This window comes from Micromonospora sp. WMMD714, from assembly GCF_029581315.1.
GTDB lineage: Bacteria > Actinomycetota > Actinomycetes > Mycobacteriales > Micromonosporaceae > Micromonospora > Micromonospora rifamycinica.
The window spans coordinates 3,386,787-3,403,269 of the sequence record NZ_CP120744.1; the positions used below are offsets into that span (position 1 = coordinate 3,386,787).

Sequence of the window (16,483 nt, forward strand, 5' to 3'; positions counted from 1 at the left end):
CTCCCGGCACCGACGGACCGACCAGGCCGGCCGCACCGTCAGTCCAGTCGGCGTTCGACCGCGAGACGGGACCTGGTGAACAGACCCGCACCGAGCATGGCCACCAACGGCACCACCACCAGCACGCCGAGGGTCTGCCAGGGCACCACCACCGGGTACGGCGACTCGACCGGCCAGGTCTGGGCGTACTGCCGGTTGATCGCGGTCAGGATGATCAACGCGGAGCCGAGCCCGGCGGCGATGCCGAGCACCGAACCCACCCCGGCGATCACCCCCGCCTGGCAGAGCGAGAGCACCCGGCGTACCCGGGGACTGGCCCCCACCGCGGCCAGCGTGGACAGGTCCCGGCGGCCCTCCGCCGCGGCGAGCCCGGTGGCCACCCCGGCGGCACCGACCGTGATCACCCCGGCGGCGGCGGCCAGCAACAGCAGCAGCGGCCGCTGCGCGGAAGCCGGTGGGGCCCGCTCTACCTCCACCGACACCGGCAACACCGGCCGCAGGGCGGTCACCACCCGGTCGAGCTGGGCGGCGGACGGCGCGGTGGCGGTGTCGACGGCATAGCCGAAGGGCCGGGCGGTCAGGCCCGCCTGACCGGCGGCAGCCGGGGAGAGCACCAGCCGGTCGACCGGCAGCCCGCCGCGCAGCAGGTGTCCGGGGAGGGTGACGGTGGACACCTTCGACGGCCGGGAACCACCCGCCGGACGGTCGACCCGGACGACCACCCGACCCTCGACGAGGTACCGGGGGTCGGTCACCACCACGCCACCGGCGCGCAGCACGGCGCCCGCCGCCGCCACCTCCTCCGGCGGGGCACCGCTGAGCACCCTCAGGGCGGCTCCGTCGTCGACCAGGGTGGGCAGGTAGGAGCCGTTCACCGCCCGGGCCGGCGCGGCGCAGCGCGGGTCGGCCAGCGCCTGCCGGCGGATCTCCGCCGAGCGGTACTCCCTCGCCTCGTACGGGCAGACCCGCTCCGCCGGCAGCACCGACGTCACCGAGCAGTACCCGTCCGGCGTCTGGTCGACGCATTCGGGGACGGCCAGCGGCAACACCGCGTCGGTGCCCAGCTCGGCCCGGATCCGCTCGGTGACCAGCGGCAGCGGGGGCAGCGGGCCGGTGCCCTCGCGGTCCGCCCGCACCAGCAGCACCCGACCCGGTGGCATGCCCGGCTGCCACTCGGCCCGGTTCCGGGCGTCGTCACTGGCCACGTAGACGCCGAGCGCGACGCTGCCGGCGACGGCGGCCATCACCGCCGAGATGGCCGGCGCGGCCGAGGAACGGTTGCGGCTGGCGTCGCGCAACGCGATCCGGGGTGCCGGGGGCAGCAGTCGGCCGAGGTGGGCGAGCAGCCCGATCAGCGTCGGAGTGGCGAAGACCAGGCCCAACTCGCCCAGGACCAGGCCGGCGAGCAGCACCGGGGTGTCGCCGTGGCCGGCACCGAGCGCGGCGGCCCCGGCCCCCAGCGCGGTGAGCGCCACGCCGAGGACCAGCCAGCGCCGCCGGTGCGGTGGCACCGACCGGCGGCCCGCCAACCCGGCCACCACGTCCTGCCGGGCGGCGGCCAGCGCCGGGGCGAGCGCGGCCAGCACCCCGGCCAGCACCGCCACCCCGGTGATCGCGGCGAGCGCCGCCGGGAAGAACCGGTAGCCACCGCCCCGCTCGCCCATGACGTACTCCTCGACCAGCGACCGGCCGAGGACCGCGGCGGTGACCCCGAGCAGCAGCCCGAGCACCGCGCCGAGGCCACCGAGCACCACCCCGTCGGCGAGCACGATCCGGCGCAGGTGCACCGGGTCACCGCCGGCCACCGCGACCAGCGCCAGATCCCGTCGGCGGCGGCGGACCCCGACCGCGAAGGCCGGGCCGACCAGCAGGACGACCTCCAACAGGCCGAGCCCACCGACGAGCACCGAGTTGCTCGCCGCCACCGGATCGGGCAGCGTGACGCGCTCGGGCCCCCCGCCGGGCGGCTGCCCGCCGGGCACCGCGGTGCGGGCGCGGACCATGACGCCGTGCGCGTTGAGCCGGTCCACCAGGGCGGTGTCCAGCGTGCCGGGGAGGTCGACCAGCCAGCTCTCTTCGTGGCCCGGGCCGAGGCGGGGGAGCCCGCCCGGGGCCACCGCGACCACCTCGCCGAGTTGGCTGGGGAACTCCACCACGCCGACCACCCGCCACCGGCCGGAACCGTCGGCCGGGGCGACCGTCCCACCGACCCGTACGCCCAGCCGGGCGGCGGCCCGCCTGCTGACCGCCACCTCGTCGGGGGCGGTCGGCGCCCGACCGGCCCGCAGCAGCACCGTCGAGCGGGCCAGCGGGTCGGTGAAGTCCAGCACCCGCCCGTCCATCGTCTCGGTGCGGTCACCGATCCGGACCTCGAACGGCACCCACCAGAGGATCCGGCTGATCCGGCTGCCGGCGGGGAGCAACGTCTCGATCTCCCGGCGGTCCACCGGCCGCTCCCGGTCCACCTGCTCACCCTGCCGGGGCCAGGTCGATTCGCCCCAGGTGTCCTGATGCAGGGGATTCTCCGACAACCAGCGCAGCTCCACGTCGGCGTCACCGACCCGGTGGTCGAAACTCTCCGCCCGGGTGAGGGCGGCCATGTCGTAGCTGACCGCCACGAAACTCAACGCCAGCACCGGCAGCGCGATCATCGCCAGCACCAGCGCGGTACGCCCCCGCGCCCGGCGGGCCTCCCGCCGGGCGATCCGCAGCGCCGCCCGCCAGGACCCGACCGCCTCGCCGAGCCGCCCGGACCGTTCGGGGCGGGGCGGTCGGCTCACCGGCCGATGCCCGAGAGGAGGTGCTCGACCCCGGTCAGCGGCGCGGTCGAGTCGACCATGCGGCCGTCGCGGAGGAAGACCACCCGGTCCGCCCAGCCCGCGTGCCGGGCCTCGTGGGTCACCAGCACACCGGCCGCGCCCGCGTCGACCCGGCGGCGCAACAGGTGCAGCACGGCCTCCCCGGTCTGCGAGTCCAGCGCTCCGGTCGGCTCGTCGGCCAACACCAGCCGCCGCTGGCCGACCAGCGCGCGGGCGATCGCCACCCGCTGCTGCTGACCGCCGGACATCTGGTCGGGGAAGCGCCCGCCGAGCCCGGTCAGGCCGACCTCCTCCAGCGCCTCCAGCGCCGCCCGCCGGGCCGGTCGTACCCCCACCCCGTCGAGTTCCAGGGGGAGCGCGACGTTCTCGGCGGCGGTGAGGCTGCCGAGCAGGTTCAGGTCCTGGAAGACGTAGCCGATCCGGCGGCGGCGCAGCCGGGCCAGTCGTCGCCCGTCCAGCCGGCCGAGCGGCTCCCCCTCGACCAGCACCTCCCCGGCGGTCGGCCGGTCCAGCCCGCCGGCCAGGGTGAGCAGGGTCGACTTGCCCGAACCGGACGGCCCCATCACGGCCACCAGCTCACCCGGACGCACGGTGATGCTCACCCCGCGCAACGCGTGGACCGCCGCCGCGCCGCCGCCGTGGGTACGGTGCACGTCGCGGAGTTCGAGCACCGCGCAGTCGGAACCGGTCACCGGTGGGCCTCCTCGTCGGCCCGGTCCACCACCTCCGGCGGTGACCCGGTGCGGGTCGTCGGCGCCGTGGGTCGGTGCCGGACCAGGCTGGTCTCGCAGTGGTCCAGCCAGCGGACCTCCGCCTCGGCCTGGAACATCATCGCGTCCAGCACCAACCGCCAGGGCAGGTCCTCCGGCCGGTCGCTGGTGTACTTCAACCGGGTCAACTCCTGGAGGGTACGCATGGTCGCGCTGCGCTGGGTCTGCACCACGGCCCGGACGTCCACCCCGGGGGTGGTCAGCGCCAGGGCCAGCTTGATGGAGAGCTCGTCGCGGGGCCGGTCGGTGCGGCTGATCGGGGTGACGAACCACAGCGCCAGGTCCGCCCGTCCGGCGTCGGTGATCTCGTACGGCCGCTGGCCGCCCTCGTGCTCGGGCAGCGAACGGACCAGGCCGTCGCGTTCCAGCCGGTTGAGGGTGGTGTAGACCTGACCGATGTTCAACGGCCAGGTCGAGCCGGTCGACTCCTCGAAGGAGGCGCGGAGCTGGTAGCCGTACATCTGGCCACGCTCGAGCAGGGCGAGCAGGCCGTGACGGATGGACATGGCAACGGAGTATGCATACCCCGTATGCGCAGCGCAACCGGAGCGAGCACCGGGGCGTGACCGGCGTCACCCGGTGGCCCGTCGTGCGGACGGCGTCGGGGCTAGGTGGGGCGGCCGGGGAACGGGACGGTCAGCGGGGTGGTGCCGGCGCTGCGCCGCCACCGGGTGGCCCGTACCGCGCAGTCGGTCAGCGCGTTGAGCGCCCGGGTGCGGTCCGCGCCGGTGGTGACCGGCAGCGCCGCCCGCCAGAACGCCCCGGTGCGCTCCTCCACCTGCACCGCGAGCCGCAGCGCGCTGGCCCGGTCGGTGACCGGGAACGGCAGCGCGTAGCCCGCCTGGTCGGCGGGGACCGTGCCGCCGGCGGCACTGAGCTGGAGGACCAGCGCGTCCCGGCGGGACCGGTGGGCCGCCTCGGCGGCGCGGGCCGCCCGCCGGTCGGCGTCGGTGAGGCGTACCCCGATCGGGCCGTAGGCGTAGATGGCGGCGTACTCGGCGGCCAGGGCGTCGGCCAGCGCGCCGCCGGGGGCGGACGGGGCGGTACGGCGGTTCACTTGAGCGCCTCCAGGTGGGTGGCCCGCGCGGCGGCGATCGAGCCGAGCAGCGCGGCCCGGTCGCCCGGCGCGTCGGCGCACGCCTTCGCCGCGTTGTCCCGACCGTTCTGCTCGGCGGCCCGCAGCCCGGCCAGGACGGTGGCGGGTGCGCCGGCGGCGACGGTCGGCTCCGGGGTCGCCGGGCCGCTGGGCGCGGGGCGGCCGATCAGCCGGCGCAGCTCCTCGGCGTGCGCGGCGTGCGCGTCGGCGATCGGGGTGAGCCGGTCGGCCAGCCCCGGGTCGGCGGCGATCGCGGCCCGGTACCGGTCGGCCAGTGCCCGGGACTCGCCCGCGAGGGGTTCCAGCGGGTCGGGCGGCCGGTCCGGCCCGTCGCGGTCGAGCAGGTCGCAACCGGTCAGCGGGACGGCGGCCACGCCGACCGCCAGGAGCGCGCCGGTGCGGAGCACGGCACGCCGGGATCGCCCCGCTCCGTCGTGGTGAGTCGTCGTTCTGCCGGTGGCCACCGGACAAGTCAACACCATCCGTGCCGACCGTCGGGCGACCGCCGTCGGTGCGCCGCCGGGGCCGTCCCCCCGGCGGCGCGTTACGCTCTGCGCAGCCACCGGCGCCGCCGCTCCGGTGGCGTCCCGGCGTGCCGTTCCGACGACCGCCGTTGACCAGGAGAAGGGTGCCCAGATGACGCAGCGTGGTCGTGCTACCAGGCCGGCGGCGCCGACGGGACGGTCCCGGCGCACCGACGGCCCCCGGGGCGGGGACCGTGCGGGCGCGTCCCGGGGCGACCTGGCCGCCCGCCGGGCCACGCTGAGTGACGTGATCACACCGGTGGTCACCGGCGCGGGTTACGACCTGGAGGACGTCTCCGTCTCCCGGGCCGGCCGCCGGCACGTGGTGCGGGTGATCGTGGACGCCGACGGCGGGATCAACCTGGACGCCGTCGCGGACGTCTCCCGGCTGGTCTCGGCGGCGCTGGACGCGGCCGAGGAGTCCGGCGGGGACATCGTGGCGGGGGAGTACCAGCTGGAGGTCAGCTCCCCGGGGGTGGACCGTCCGCTGACGCTGCCCCGGCACTGGCGACGCAGCACCGGCCGGCTGGTCAAAGTGACCGCCCGGGTCGCGCGACCCGACGGGCAGCCCGCGGCGGACCGTCAGGTGACCGGCCGGGTGGTCGCGGTCGACGACGAGCGTGTGGTGCTGGAGACCGACGCCGGCCAGGTGGAGCACCGCCACGCCGACCTCGGTCCCGGCCGGGTGCAGATCGAGTTCCACCGCCTCGACGAGATCGACGAGGCGGACCTGGGCGACGGGGCCGGCGACGACGCCGACGACGAAGATGACGACGACGATGATGATGTGGAGGGCGAGGAGAGGTGAACATCGACCTCGCGGCGCTGCGCGCACTGGAGCGCGAGCGGGAGATCCCGTTCGACACGATCCTCGCGGCGATCGAGACCGCGTTGCTGACCGCTTACCGGCACACCGACGGCGCCGAGTCGCACGCCCGGGTGGAGATCGACCGTAGGACCGGGGCCGCCCTGGTCTACGCCCAGGAGCTGGACGACGACGGCAGCGTGGTGCGGGAGCGGGACGACACCCCGCACGACTTCGGCCGGATCGCGGCGATGACCGCCAAGCAGGTGATCCTCCAGCGGCTGCGGGAGGCCACCGACGAGGTGCACTTCGGCGAGTACGTCGGCCGCGACGGCGACCTGGTCACCGGCGTGGTGCAGGCGCACGAGGCCCGCAGCGAGAAGGGCATCGTCAGCGTCGACCTCGGCAAGCTGGAGGGCGTGCTGCCGCAGTCCGAGCAGGTGCCCGGGGAGCGCTACCACCACGGCGAGCGGATCCGCTGCGTGGTGGTGCACGTGACCAAGGGGATGCGCGGTCCGCAGATCACCCTCTCCCGGTCGCACCCGGCGCTGGTGAAGAAGCTCTTCGCGCTGGAGGTCCCGGAGATCGCCGACGGCACCGTCGAGATCGGGGCGATCGCGCGTGAGGCGGGTCACCGCACCAAGATCGCCGTACGCTCCACCACCCCGGGCGTGAACGCCAAGGGGGCCTGCATCGGGCCGATGGGCCAGCGGGTCCGCGCCGTGATGAGCGAGCTGCACGGTGAGAAGATCGACATCATCGACTGGTCGGACGACCCGGCGACCTTCGTCGGCAACGCGCTCTCCCCGGCCAAGGCGCTGCGGGTGGAGGTGGTCGACCTGGCCACCCGTACCGCCCGGGTGACCGTGCCGGACTTCCAGCTCTCCCTGGCCATCGGGCGCGAGGGGCAGAATGCCCGACTTGCCGCCCGGTTGACCGGTTGGCGGATCGACATCCGCTCCGACGCGGAGCAGGCGGGCGCCGGCGGCCGGGAGGCGGCCGGGGGCGTCCCGGAGCCGGGCGGAGCGATCTCGGGCGGCTAGGGGTAGACTTCCTCCAGTGGTACGACGCGCGCAACCGGAGCGCACCTGTGTGGGTTGCCGGAAACGCGCGCCGGCCAGCGAACTGCTGCGGATCGTCGCGGTCGGTGACGAGGATGGTCACAGTCTCCGGCCTGATCCGAGCCGCAGTCTGCCGGGTCGGGGAGCGAACCTGCACCCGGATCCGGCCTGCTTCGCGCTGGCGGTGCGGCGTCGCGCCTTCGGGCGGGCGCTGCGGCTCACCGGGGTTCCTGACCACGGTGCCGTCGCGGAGCACGTCGATGCGCCAACCACTACGTCCGGTCAACCCGACCGGGCGAGGGTCGCTAGCAAGGTAGGACGACCGACATGAGCACACGATGAAGTCCCTGAAATGACCAGGCTTCAAGTGCAGGAGTGAGGTCGCTGCGGGTGCTGCCCGCACGACCTCGGAGTGAGGAGTGCAGTGGCAGGTAAGGCCCGCGTACACGAGCTTGCGAAGGAGCTCGGGGTCGAGAGCAAGACAGTGCTCGCCAAGTTGAAGGAAATGGGCGAGTTCGTGAAGTCCGCGTCCAGCACCGTCGAGGCGCCCGTCGCCCGTCGGCTGCGTGGCGCATTCGTCGCGTCCGCCGGTGGTTCGTCGGCACCGTCCGCTCCGGCGGCGGCCCCGAGCCCGGCACCGACCCCGACGCCGACCCCGACCCCGGGTGCCCCCCGGGTCTCGGCCCGACCGATGCCGCCCCGGCGGCCGGCCGCGCCGACCCCTGGACCGAGGCCCAAGGGCCCGGTCCCCGGTCCGCCGCAGCCGGTGACCCCGGTTGCCAAGCCGGCGAGCGCCCACGACATCGAGGTGGCGGCCGCCGAGGCGCGCGCCGCCGCGCTGAAGGCCGAGCAGGAGGCGGCGGTCAAGGCCGCCCAGGCCGCCCGGCAGCAGCAGCGGGACACCGTCCGACGGGAGCCCCCGACCGAGGGTGGTCCCCGTCCGGGTCCGCGTCCCGGTCCGAACGCCGTGCCGCCGCGTCCGGGTACCCCGGCCGCCGGTCGTCCCGGTGGCGCCCCGGCGGGTCCGGGTGCCCGGCCCGGTGGTCGTCCGCCGGCGCGCGGCGCCGGTAACAACCCGTTCGGGATCCAGGGCGGTCAGCCCCAGCGGCCGCCGGCCGCCGGTGCTGGTGGTCCCCGGCCCGGCAACCCGGCCGGCATGCCGCCGCGTCCCAGCCCGGCCTCCATGCCGCCGCGTCCCAGCCCGGCCTCGATGCCGAGCCAGCGGCCCACCACCGGTCGCCCCGGTGGTCCCGGTGGCGGTCGTGGTGGCCCCGGTGGCGGCGCCGGTCGTCCCGGTGGCGGCGGCGGTGGCTTCCGCCCCGGTGGCGGTGGCGGCGGCGGTGGCTTCCGTGGCGGTCCCGGCGGCGGCGGTGGAGCCGGCGGCGGTGGCTACCGTGGTGGCCCCGGTGGTGGCGGTGGTGCTCCCGGTGGCGGTTTCCGTCCGGGTGCCCCGGCTGGTGGCGGTGGCCGCCCCGGTGGCGGTGGCCGTGGTCGTGGCGGTGGCGCCGCGGGTGCCTTCGGGCGTCCGGGTGGCCGGCCGACCCGTGGCCGCAAGTCCAAGAAGCAGCGCAGACAGGAGTTCGACAACCTGTCGGCCCCGACCATGTCCTCGGGTGCTCCCCGGGGCCAGGGTCAGGTCGTCCGGCTCTCCCGTGGCGCCTCGCTGTCGGACTTCGCCGACAAGATCAACGCCAACCCGGGTTCGCTGGTCCAGGAGATGTTCAACCTGGGCGAGATGGTCACCGCGACCCAGTCCTGCTCTGACGAGACCCTGCTGCTGCTGGGTGAGCACCTCGGTTTCGACGTGCAGATCGTCAGCCCGGAGGACGAGGACCGCGAGCTGCTCGCGCAGTTCAACATCGACCTCGACGCCGAGGTCGCGGCGGACCGCCTGGTCAGCCGGGCACCGGTGGTGACCGTCATGGGTCACGTCGACCACGGTAAGACCAAGCTGCTCGACGCGATCCGCAAGGCGAACGTCGTGGCCGGCGAGGCGGGCGGCATCACCCAGCACATCGGCGCGTACCAGGTCCACGTCCCGCACGAGGGCGAGGACCGGGCGGTCACCTTCATCGACACCCCGGGTCACGAGGCGTTCACCGCCATGCGTGCCCGTGGTGCCCAGGTCACCGACGTCGTGGTGCTGGTGGTGGCGGCCGACGACGGTGTCATGCCGCAGACCATCGAGGCGCTCAACCACGCCAAGGCGGCCGACGTGCCGATCGTGGTGGCCGTCAACAAGGTCGACAAGCCGGAGGCCAACCCGGACAAGGTCCGCCAGCAGCTGACCGAGTACGGCCTGGTCGCCGAGGAGTACGGCGGCGACACCATGTTCGTCAACGTGGCGGCCAAGCCGGGCATCGGCATCGACGAGCTGCTGGACGCGGTCCTGCTGACCGCCGACGCGTCGCTCGAGTTGACCGCGGCGATCGACGGCCCGGCCCAGGGTGTGGCCATCGAGGCACACCTGGACAAGGGTCGCGGCGCGGTGGCCACGGTGCTGGTGCAGAAGGGCACCCTGCGGGCCGGCGACTCGATCGTCGCCGGTGGGGCCCACGGCCGGGTCCGTGCCATGCTCGACGAGAACGGCAACCAGGTCACCGAGGCAGGTCCGGCCCGTCCGGTGCTGGTTCTCGGTCTGACCGCGGTGCCGGGTGCCGGTGACACCTTCCTCGCGGCGGCCGACGACCGTACGGTGCGGCAGATCGCCGAGCAGCGGCAGGCACGGCGGCGGGCGGCGTCCTTCGCCAACTCCCGTGGCCGGGCCACCCTCGAGACGCTCATGGAGCAGCTCAAGGAGGGCGAGAAGACCTCGCTCAACCTGGTGCTCAAGGGCGACGTCTCCGGTTCCGTGGAGGCCCTCGAGGACGCGCTGTTCAACCTCGACATCCCCGAGGAGGTCCAGCTCAGGATCATCCACCGGGGTGTGGGTGCGATCACCGAGAGCGACGTCATGCTCGCGAGCGCCTCGTCCGAGGCGGTCACGATCATCGGCTTCAACGTGCGGGCCGCCAACAAGGTCCGCGAGATCGCCGACCGCGAGGGCGTGGAGATCCGGTACTACACGGTCATCTACCAGGCCATCGAGGAGATCGACGCCGCGCTCAAGGGGCTGCTCAAGCCGGAGTACGAGGAGGTCGAGCTGGGCACCGCGGAGATCCGCGACGTCTTCCGCTCGTCCAAGATCGGCAACATCTCCGGTTGTATCGTCCGGTCCGGCATCATCCGCCGCAACGCCAAGGCGCGGCTGCTGCGGGACGGGGCGGTCATCGCGGACAACCTCACCATCAGCTCGCTCAAGCGGTTCAAGGACGACGCGACGGAGGTCCGCGAAGGCTTCGAGTGTGGTCTGACCCTGGGTGGTTTCAACAACGTCCAGGTCGGCGACACCATCGAGACCTTCGAGATGCGGGAGAAGCCGCGCTCCTGATCCGGGGCTGACACAGTGCTCAAGGGGTTTACGCCGACCGGCGTAAACCCCTTGAGCATGTCCGGGACGGTTCCGTAACGTCCTGGGCGATGTATACCGGAACCGCACTCTTCGACCTGCTCCTGCCGGGCGACTCCCGATCGCTGAAGGCAAAGAGATCGTATGTCCGGCCGATCGTGGCGGCGTTGCGCCGCTTCGAGGTGTCGGCCGCCGAGGTGGGTGCGCTCGACCTGCTCGGTCGGGCCGAGATCGGGGTGGCCGTGGTGGCCGCCGAGGCCGCCCACGTCCGCGACGTGCTCGACTCCTGCGAGCGCCTGGTCGCCGCCCGCCCCGAGATCGACCTCCTCTCCGTCCGCCGCGACCTCCACACCCCGGAAACCTGACCCGCCCTGCCCCGCCCCGCCCGCCGGCCCCGCCCGTCCCGCCTCGGCCCCCCGCCCCGCCCTGGTCCGTCCCGCCTCGCCCCGGTGATCAAGAGATTCGCGTCAGGGTTTCCGCTGGGTGGTGACCTGTACCTCTTGATCACCGGTGGGTGGCGACCTGAACCTCTTGATCACCGGGGCGGTTGGCACCAGGGCGGGAGACTCCGGGGTGGGGCTGGTTGGGTGGGTGGGTGGGGTGGACGGGTGGGCGGACGGGTGGGGTTGAGCCGGCGGGGTGGGGGATCGGGCGAGGTGGGGCGTGGGGTGGGGGAGCGGGCGGGTGGGGTGGGTGGGTGGAGGTGGATCGCGGGTAGTGTTCGGGTGTTGGGTGGTTGGTTCGGTGGCGTTCGGCGTCGCCGCTCCGGCCGCGGGAGGAAAGCCCTGGAGGTGGGGGACATGACTGATCCGGCCAAGGTTCGCCGGCACGCCGAGCGGATCCGCGAACTGGTCGCCTCGGTGGTGCGGAGCCAGATCAAGGACCCCCGGCTGGGGATGATCACCATCACCGATGCCCGGATCACCGCCGACCTGCGCGACGCCACCGTCTTCTACACCGTGCTCGGTGACGCGACGGCCCAGGCGAGCACCGCCGCCGCGCTGGAGAGCGCCAAGGGGATGCTGCGCAGCACGGTCGGCAAGGCCCTCGGGTTGCGCCACTCGCCCTCGCTGACCTTCGCTCTGGACGACGTACAGGACCAGGTCAAGCAGATCGACGACCTGCTCGCGCAGGCCCGCAACGCCGACGCCGAGGTGCAGCGGCTGGCCGCGCAGGCGAAGTACGCGGGCGACGCCCAGCCGTACCGGGTCGACGAGGACGACGACGATGCGGACGACGCCGTCGACGCCGACGCCGACCCGTCCGTGACGGACCGACGGTGACCGCCGCCCCGGGCACAGCCGACGGGCTCCGCACCGGTTCGCCGTCCACCGGCCCCGGCGACGACGACTGGGCCGCCGCCGTCGCGGCGGTACGCGGCCTGCCGGCCGATGCCCGGGTGCTGCTGATCTGTCACGTCAATCCCGACGGTGACGCGCTGGGCAGCATGCTCGGCTTCGGGCTGGGCCTGCGTCGGCTCGGCGTACGCCGGTTGCAGGCCACCTTTCCGGGGCCGCCCGAGGTGCCGGAGCCGTTCCGCTGGCTACCCGGGATCGACCTGCTGGTGCCGGCGACGGAGGCGTACCCCGATCCGGATCTGGTGATCTGCTTCGACGCGGCGGCGGAGTCGCGCCTCGGTGACCTGGTGGACCGGCTCGACACCGCCGGCACGGCGGTGGTCCTCGACCACCACGCCTCGAACACCGGTTTCGGTACGGTGAGCCTGGTGGACCCGGGGGCGGCGGCCACCTCGGTCGTCGCCGCCCAGCTGCTCGCCCGGCTCGACGTGCCGTTGGACGCGGAGATCGCGGCGGGCCTCTACGTCGCGCTGACCACCGACACCGGCTCGTTCCGGTTCGCGGCTACCACGCCGGAGGTGCACCAGCTCGCGGCCCGGCTCCTCGCCACCGGCCTGCGCCCGGGTGACATCTCCCGCGAGGTCTTCGACACCCGGCCGTTCGGCGCGGTCCGTCTCTTCGGCGAGGTGCTGGGCCGGTCGCGGCTCGAACCGGAGGCCGCCGCCGGTCACGGTCTGGTCTGGACGCAGGCCACCCTCGACGACCTGACCCGGCACGACCAGCGACCGTACGTGCTGGAGTCGCTGATCGACTCGGTGCGGTGCACCGCCGAGGCGGACGTCGCGTGTGTGCTCAAGCAGGTCGGGCCGGACGAGTGGGCGGTGTCGATGCGGAGCAAGGGAGCGGTCGACGTGAGCGCGGTGGCGGTGGCGCTGGGTGGCGGAGGTCACCGCTTCGCCGCCGGGTTCACCGGACGCGGCGACGCCGAGCAGGTCATCGCCCTCATCCGAGCCGAGCTGCCCGGTGCCCTGACGGGGAGCCGCGCCGATGTCGACGGGTGTCGGTCTTCCCGCACAGGGTGAGCCCGGGGAGAATCGGACGATGGAGCAGCCGCACGAGATCGCCCTGGAAGCCTCCCGTACCTGGGACAGGCCGGTGGTCACCGTGCCGGTGCTGGCCTGCATCTCGCTGGTCGGCGGGCAGTTTCCGTCGTTCTCCGCCCAGGCCAACCTCTGGACGCTGAGCACCGGTGGTGCGCTGATCTGGCTCGGCCTGGGCAACCGGGTGCAGCGTCGTCCGGCACCGCGCCGGCTGGGCCGGGGCGCCGTGTGGTGGCTGCTCCCGGCGGCGGTGTTCGGTGTCCTCGAAGGTGCCACCTTCGTGATGTCGGTCGGGGACGACTTTCCCACCTTCTCCCGGCTGGCCGACCCGCTGCTGGAGGACGAACTGGTCCGTTCGGCGGCCTGGTTCGCCTGGTTGGCCGCGTTCTGGGGGTTGGTGCGGCGATGATGCGTACCCTCGCCATCAGCGGGTTCCTCGCCTCGCTGGTGCTGTTCGCGGCGGTCGAATGGGCCGCCCGTCGGGAGGGCTCCCGGATTCCGTCCCTGGGCGACGTCTGCGCCTACGTGATGCGGTACGAGGTCGGCCCGGTGCCGGTCGGCCGGATCGGACTGTTCGGGTTCTGGTGGTGGCTGGGCTGGCACTTCCTGGCCCGCTGAGCGTCGACCATCCGCCACCGGGCCAGCGGTCCCGCTGACCGTCGCCGTGTCGCGGCTGTCGTCCCGGTGTGGTCGAGCCGCGTCGCCGCCGATTCCGTGTGCGGTCGGACCCCGGTGTGGTCGAGCCGCGTCGCCGCCGATTCCGTGTGCGGTCGACCCGGTGTCGTCGAGCCGCGTCGCCGCCGATCCCGTGTGCGGTCGGACCCCGGTGTCGTCGAGCACCAGCGTCGATGCTGCTGTCCGCCCGTCGACGTGTCGAAGGCCGGTATGGGGTCGACACGTGCGGATTGCCTGCTCTCCCGCGCTGCCGATGGCGGCGGCCTGCGCGCTGGTGGCTCGTCAGCGGCCTGCGCGCTGGTGGCTCGTCAGCGGCCTGCGCGCTGGTGGCTCGGTCACCGGCGGGGTCGCCCGGACCGGTTCCTCCCCTCCCGTCCAGATGGCGGGAAGAGTGGACAGCATGTGGAAAGTAAACGTTAACTTGGGAAAGGCCGACGTCGCGTCGCGACGCAGGTCGTGGGCGGTGGTGCCACACCCGGTGCCGCCTCCCTCCAGGGTCTGACCGACCCGGGCTCACGCTGCCAGGCGAGCCGTTCCGGTGATCCCGGGCCGCCCTCCCGGCGCTCAGCAGGACCGCCCGTGGGGCCACCTGTTCCGGTGACCCGCACCCTGGAAGGACACCGCCATGGCGACCAAGCCCAAGACCGAGACCACCGACGAGGCCCGCGAGCAGATGCGTCGCGCGTTGCAGACCTCGATGGACACCCGGCAGTGAACTGACCTACCGAGGGTGACGCTGACTCGTCGGCGTCACCGCGGGCCGCCGGTGGGTCTTCCTGCCGCCGGCCGGTCCAGCTCATGACGGCGACGCCTGTCCGGGGCCGGCACTCCTGCTCCGACGCTCCCCGTCAGAGGATGCTCGACACCTGTCAGGGGATGCTCGACCCCGAGGTCGACGGCCGCCGCGCTGACCACGTCGCGCGGTCCGCCGGTGGCCCCGGGCGGTGTGACGATCCCCGGGGCGCGCGGCAGCGCCGTCCGCCTCGGTGGCTGTGACGATCCCCTCCCGGGGTGCGCAGCGGTGTCCCGCCCCGGCCGTCCCGGCGGCGGGACGACCTGGCCGGGGCGGGTGGCGGCGCCTTCCGCCCCCGAAGGTGCCCCGGTCGGGCGACGGTCGCCGGCTCCGCGTGTGGTCCCGGCCGCCGGGTGCGACGCCCTGGCCGGTACGCCGAGGTTCCCGGCGGCGAAACAGAGTGCCCGGGCAGGCGCGTGGTGCCGGCTGACCACCGTGCTGGAACCCGGGTTCCTTCCGTGCCGCCCCTGCCCGCCGCGGTCACGCACCCACATTCCGCGCCGTCGCCGACGCCCGGCACGGGGGAGTGCAGCCGACGACGGTGCGACCGCCGGTCCGGTGGTTCCGCTGGACCCTCGCCATCCGCTTCGCCGCCGCCGTCGGGCGGCGGCGTTCCTGTTTTCCGCTATCGGTACCTGTTTCCGGGAATGGCGCGACGACGTGCCGGAAGGCTGCTCGTTCGACCATTCCGCCGAATTCGCTCACGTAAGGAATGGCACCTATTGTGATCCTTACCTGATCATGGCAGGATCGGCTCCGATGACCACCTCCGTCACCCCACCCACGGTCGCCGCGCCGCGCCGGATCGCCGCGCTGGCGCTGCCCGCCCTCGTGGTGCTCGCCGCCGAGCCGCTCTACGTCCTGGTCGACACCGCCGTGGCCGGGCACCTCGACCGGGTGGCGCTCGCCGCGCTGGCCGTCGGTGGCACGGTGCTGACCCTGATCGCCTGGTTGGGCACCGTGCTGGCGTACGGGATCACCGGGCGGGCGGCCCGCAGGTTCGGCTCGGGGGACCGGTCCGCCGCGGTCGCCGAGGGCGTCCAGGCCTCCTGGCTGGCGTTCGGGGTGGGGCTGCTGGTCGCGCTCGGCATGCAGCTCGGCGCCGGCCCGCTGGCCGACCTCCTCGCCGGGCCGGGAGAGGTGGCCGAGGCGGCCGAGCGGTGGCTGCGGGTCGCCGCGCTCGGCGCTCCCGGCCTGCTCCTCGCCGCCGCCGGCAACGGCTGGCTGCGCGGGGTGCAGGACACCCGCCGGCCGCTGTGGTTCGTGCTCGGCCCCAACCTGCTCTCCGCGCTGCTCTGCCCGGTGCTGGTCTATCCCGTCGGCTGGGGGCTGACCGGTTCGGCGGTCGCCAACGCGTTCGCCCAGACCGTCGCCGGTGGGCTGTTCGTCGCCGCGTTGATCAGCGAGCGGGTGGCGCTGCGTCCCCGTCCCGCGGTGCTCCGCCAGCAGCTCATGCTCAGCCGGGACCTGCTGGTCCGGGGCGTCGCCTTCCAGGCCAGCTTCCTGTCCGCCACCGCTGTCGCGGCCCGGTTCGGCGCGGCGTCGGTCGGCGCGCACCAGATCGCCGTACAACTGTGGTTCCTTACCGCCCTGCTGCTCGACGCCCTGGCGATCGCCGGGCAGGCGCTGGTCGGCGCGGCGCTCGGGGCGGGCGACGCGGCCGGCGCCCGCGCCCTGGCCCGCCGCCTCGCGTTGCTCGGGGCCGCCTGCGGAGTGACGTTCGCGGTGCTCATCGCCGTCGGGGCCGGCGTCGTGCCCGGCCTGTTCAGCTCCGATGCCCGGGTACGCGAACAGGCCATGGTCGCCTGGCCCTGGCTGGTGGCCCTGCAACCGCTCGGCGGCGTGGTGTTCGCCCTCGACGGGGTGCTGATCGGCGCGGGAGACGTGCGTTACCTGCGCAACCTGACGATCGTCGCGGCGTTCGGCGGATTCCTGCCGGCGATCTGGCTGACCTACGCGTTCGATCTGGGCCTGGGCGGCATCTGGGCCGGGCTGACCCTCTTCGTGCTGTTGCGGCTGGTCGCCCTGCTGTTGCGGCTGCGCTCCGGCGGCTGGGCGGTCGTCGGCGCGGTACGCGGCTGAGCAGGGCGGGAC

15 protein-coding genes are annotated in these 16,483 nt (G+C 74.2%); 10 read left to right on the forward strand and 5 right to left on the reverse strand.

Annotation, left to right across the window (positions count from 1 at the left end; genetic code table 11):
- Positions 1-38: 38 nt before the first annotated feature.
- The 5 genes from O7625_RS15080 to O7625_RS15100 all read right to left on the reverse strand — a co-directional run bounded on the left by O7625_RS15080 (position 39) and on the right by O7625_RS15100 (position 5,092).
- The gene (locus O7625_RS15080; RefSeq protein ID WP_282346628.1) at positions 39-2,780 is read right to left on the reverse strand and encodes an ABC transporter permease; all 2,742 of its coding nucleotides are present in this window, start codon (positions 2,778-2,780) and stop codon (positions 39-41) included.
- A complete protein-coding gene (locus O7625_RS15085) occupies positions 2,777-3,511 on the reverse strand; it encodes an ABC transporter ATP-binding protein (protein WP_067304973.1) in 735 nt (244 codons plus the stop codon). Before O7625_RS15085 ends, O7625_RS15080 begins: the two co-directional genes overlap by 4 nt.
- On the reverse strand, positions 3,508-4,095 hold the full coding sequence (locus O7625_RS15090; protein WP_282346629.1) for a PadR family transcriptional regulator: 588 nt from the start codon (positions 4,093-4,095) through the stop codon (positions 3,508-3,510). Before O7625_RS15090 ends, O7625_RS15085 begins: the two co-directional genes overlap by 4 nt.
- A gap of 101 nt (positions 4,096-4,196) precedes the next feature.
- Positions 4,197-4,646, reverse strand: a complete 450-nt coding sequence (locus O7625_RS15095; protein ID WP_282346630.1) for a ferritin-like domain-containing protein — start codon at positions 4,644-4,646, stop codon at positions 4,197-4,199.
- Positions 4,643-5,092 carry a hypothetical protein gene (locus O7625_RS15100; RefSeq protein ID WP_282346631.1) on the reverse strand — a complete coding sequence of 150 codons (450 nt, stop codon included), beginning with the start codon at positions 5,090-5,092 and terminating at the stop codon, positions 4,643-4,645. Before O7625_RS15100 ends, O7625_RS15095 begins: the two co-directional genes overlap by 4 nt.
- A gap of 229 nt (positions 5,093-5,321) precedes the next feature.
- Here O7625_RS15100 and rimP point away from each other — a divergent pair, with 229 nt between their 5' ends.
- The 10 genes from rimP to O7625_RS15150 all read left to right on the forward strand — a co-directional run bounded on the left by rimP (position 5,322) and on the right by O7625_RS15150 (position 16,471).
- Positions 5,322-6,017, forward strand: a complete 696-nt coding sequence (gene rimP / locus O7625_RS15105; RefSeq protein WP_282346632.1) for a ribosome maturation factor RimP — start codon at positions 5,322-5,324, stop codon at positions 6,015-6,017.
- Positions 6,014-7,057, forward strand: coding sequence for a transcription termination factor NusA (nusA, locus tag O7625_RS15110; RefSeq protein WP_282346633.1), 1,044 nt, complete (start codon positions 6,014-6,016; stop codon positions 7,055-7,057). Before rimP ends, nusA begins: the two co-directional genes overlap by 4 nt.
- Positions 7,058-7,073: 16 nt before the next feature.
- Positions 7,074-7,406: a YlxR family protein gene (locus O7625_RS15115; protein WP_084261169.1), complete on the forward strand. Its 333-nt coding sequence runs from the start codon at positions 7,074-7,076 to the stop codon at positions 7,404-7,406.
- Positions 7,407-7,499: 93 nt separating this feature from the next.
- Positions 7,500-10,505 (forward strand): translation initiation factor IF-2, encoded by a 3,006-nt coding sequence (gene infB, locus O7625_RS15120; RefSeq protein ID WP_067304986.1) that lies wholly within the window; start codon positions 7,500-7,502, stop codon positions 10,503-10,505.
- Positions 10,506-10,594: 89 nt separating this feature from the next.
- Entirely contained in the window at positions 10,595-10,888 is a 294-nt protein-coding gene (locus tag O7625_RS15125; RefSeq protein ID WP_282346634.1) for a DUF503 domain-containing protein, read from the forward strand.
- Positions 10,889-11,323: 435 nt separating this feature from the next.
- Positions 11,324-11,806, forward strand: coding sequence for a 30S ribosome-binding factor RbfA (rbfA, locus tag O7625_RS15130; protein ID WP_282346635.1), 483 nt, complete (start codon positions 11,324-11,326; stop codon positions 11,804-11,806).
- Positions 11,803-12,903 (forward strand): bifunctional oligoribonuclease/PAP phosphatase NrnA, encoded by a 1,101-nt coding sequence (locus O7625_RS15135; protein ID WP_282346636.1) that lies wholly within the window; start codon positions 11,803-11,805, stop codon positions 12,901-12,903. Before rbfA ends, O7625_RS15135 begins: the two co-directional genes overlap by 4 nt.
- A 19-nt stretch (positions 12,904-12,922) precedes the next feature.
- Entirely contained in the window at positions 12,923-13,330 is a 408-nt protein-coding gene (locus O7625_RS15140; protein WP_067315727.1) for a hypothetical protein, read from the forward strand.
- Positions 13,330-13,539, forward strand: coding sequence for a DUF6186 family protein (locus O7625_RS15145; protein ID WP_176738974.1), 210 nt, complete (start codon positions 13,330-13,332; stop codon positions 13,537-13,539). The genes O7625_RS15140 and O7625_RS15145 overlap by 1 nt, the downstream gene beginning before the upstream one ends.
- Before the next feature lie 1,609 nt (positions 13,540-15,148).
- Positions 15,149-16,471, forward strand: coding sequence for an MATE family efflux transporter (locus O7625_RS15150; RefSeq protein ID WP_067302612.1), 1,323 nt, complete (start codon positions 15,149-15,151; stop codon positions 16,469-16,471).
- Positions 16,472-16,483: the final 12 nt, after the last annotated feature.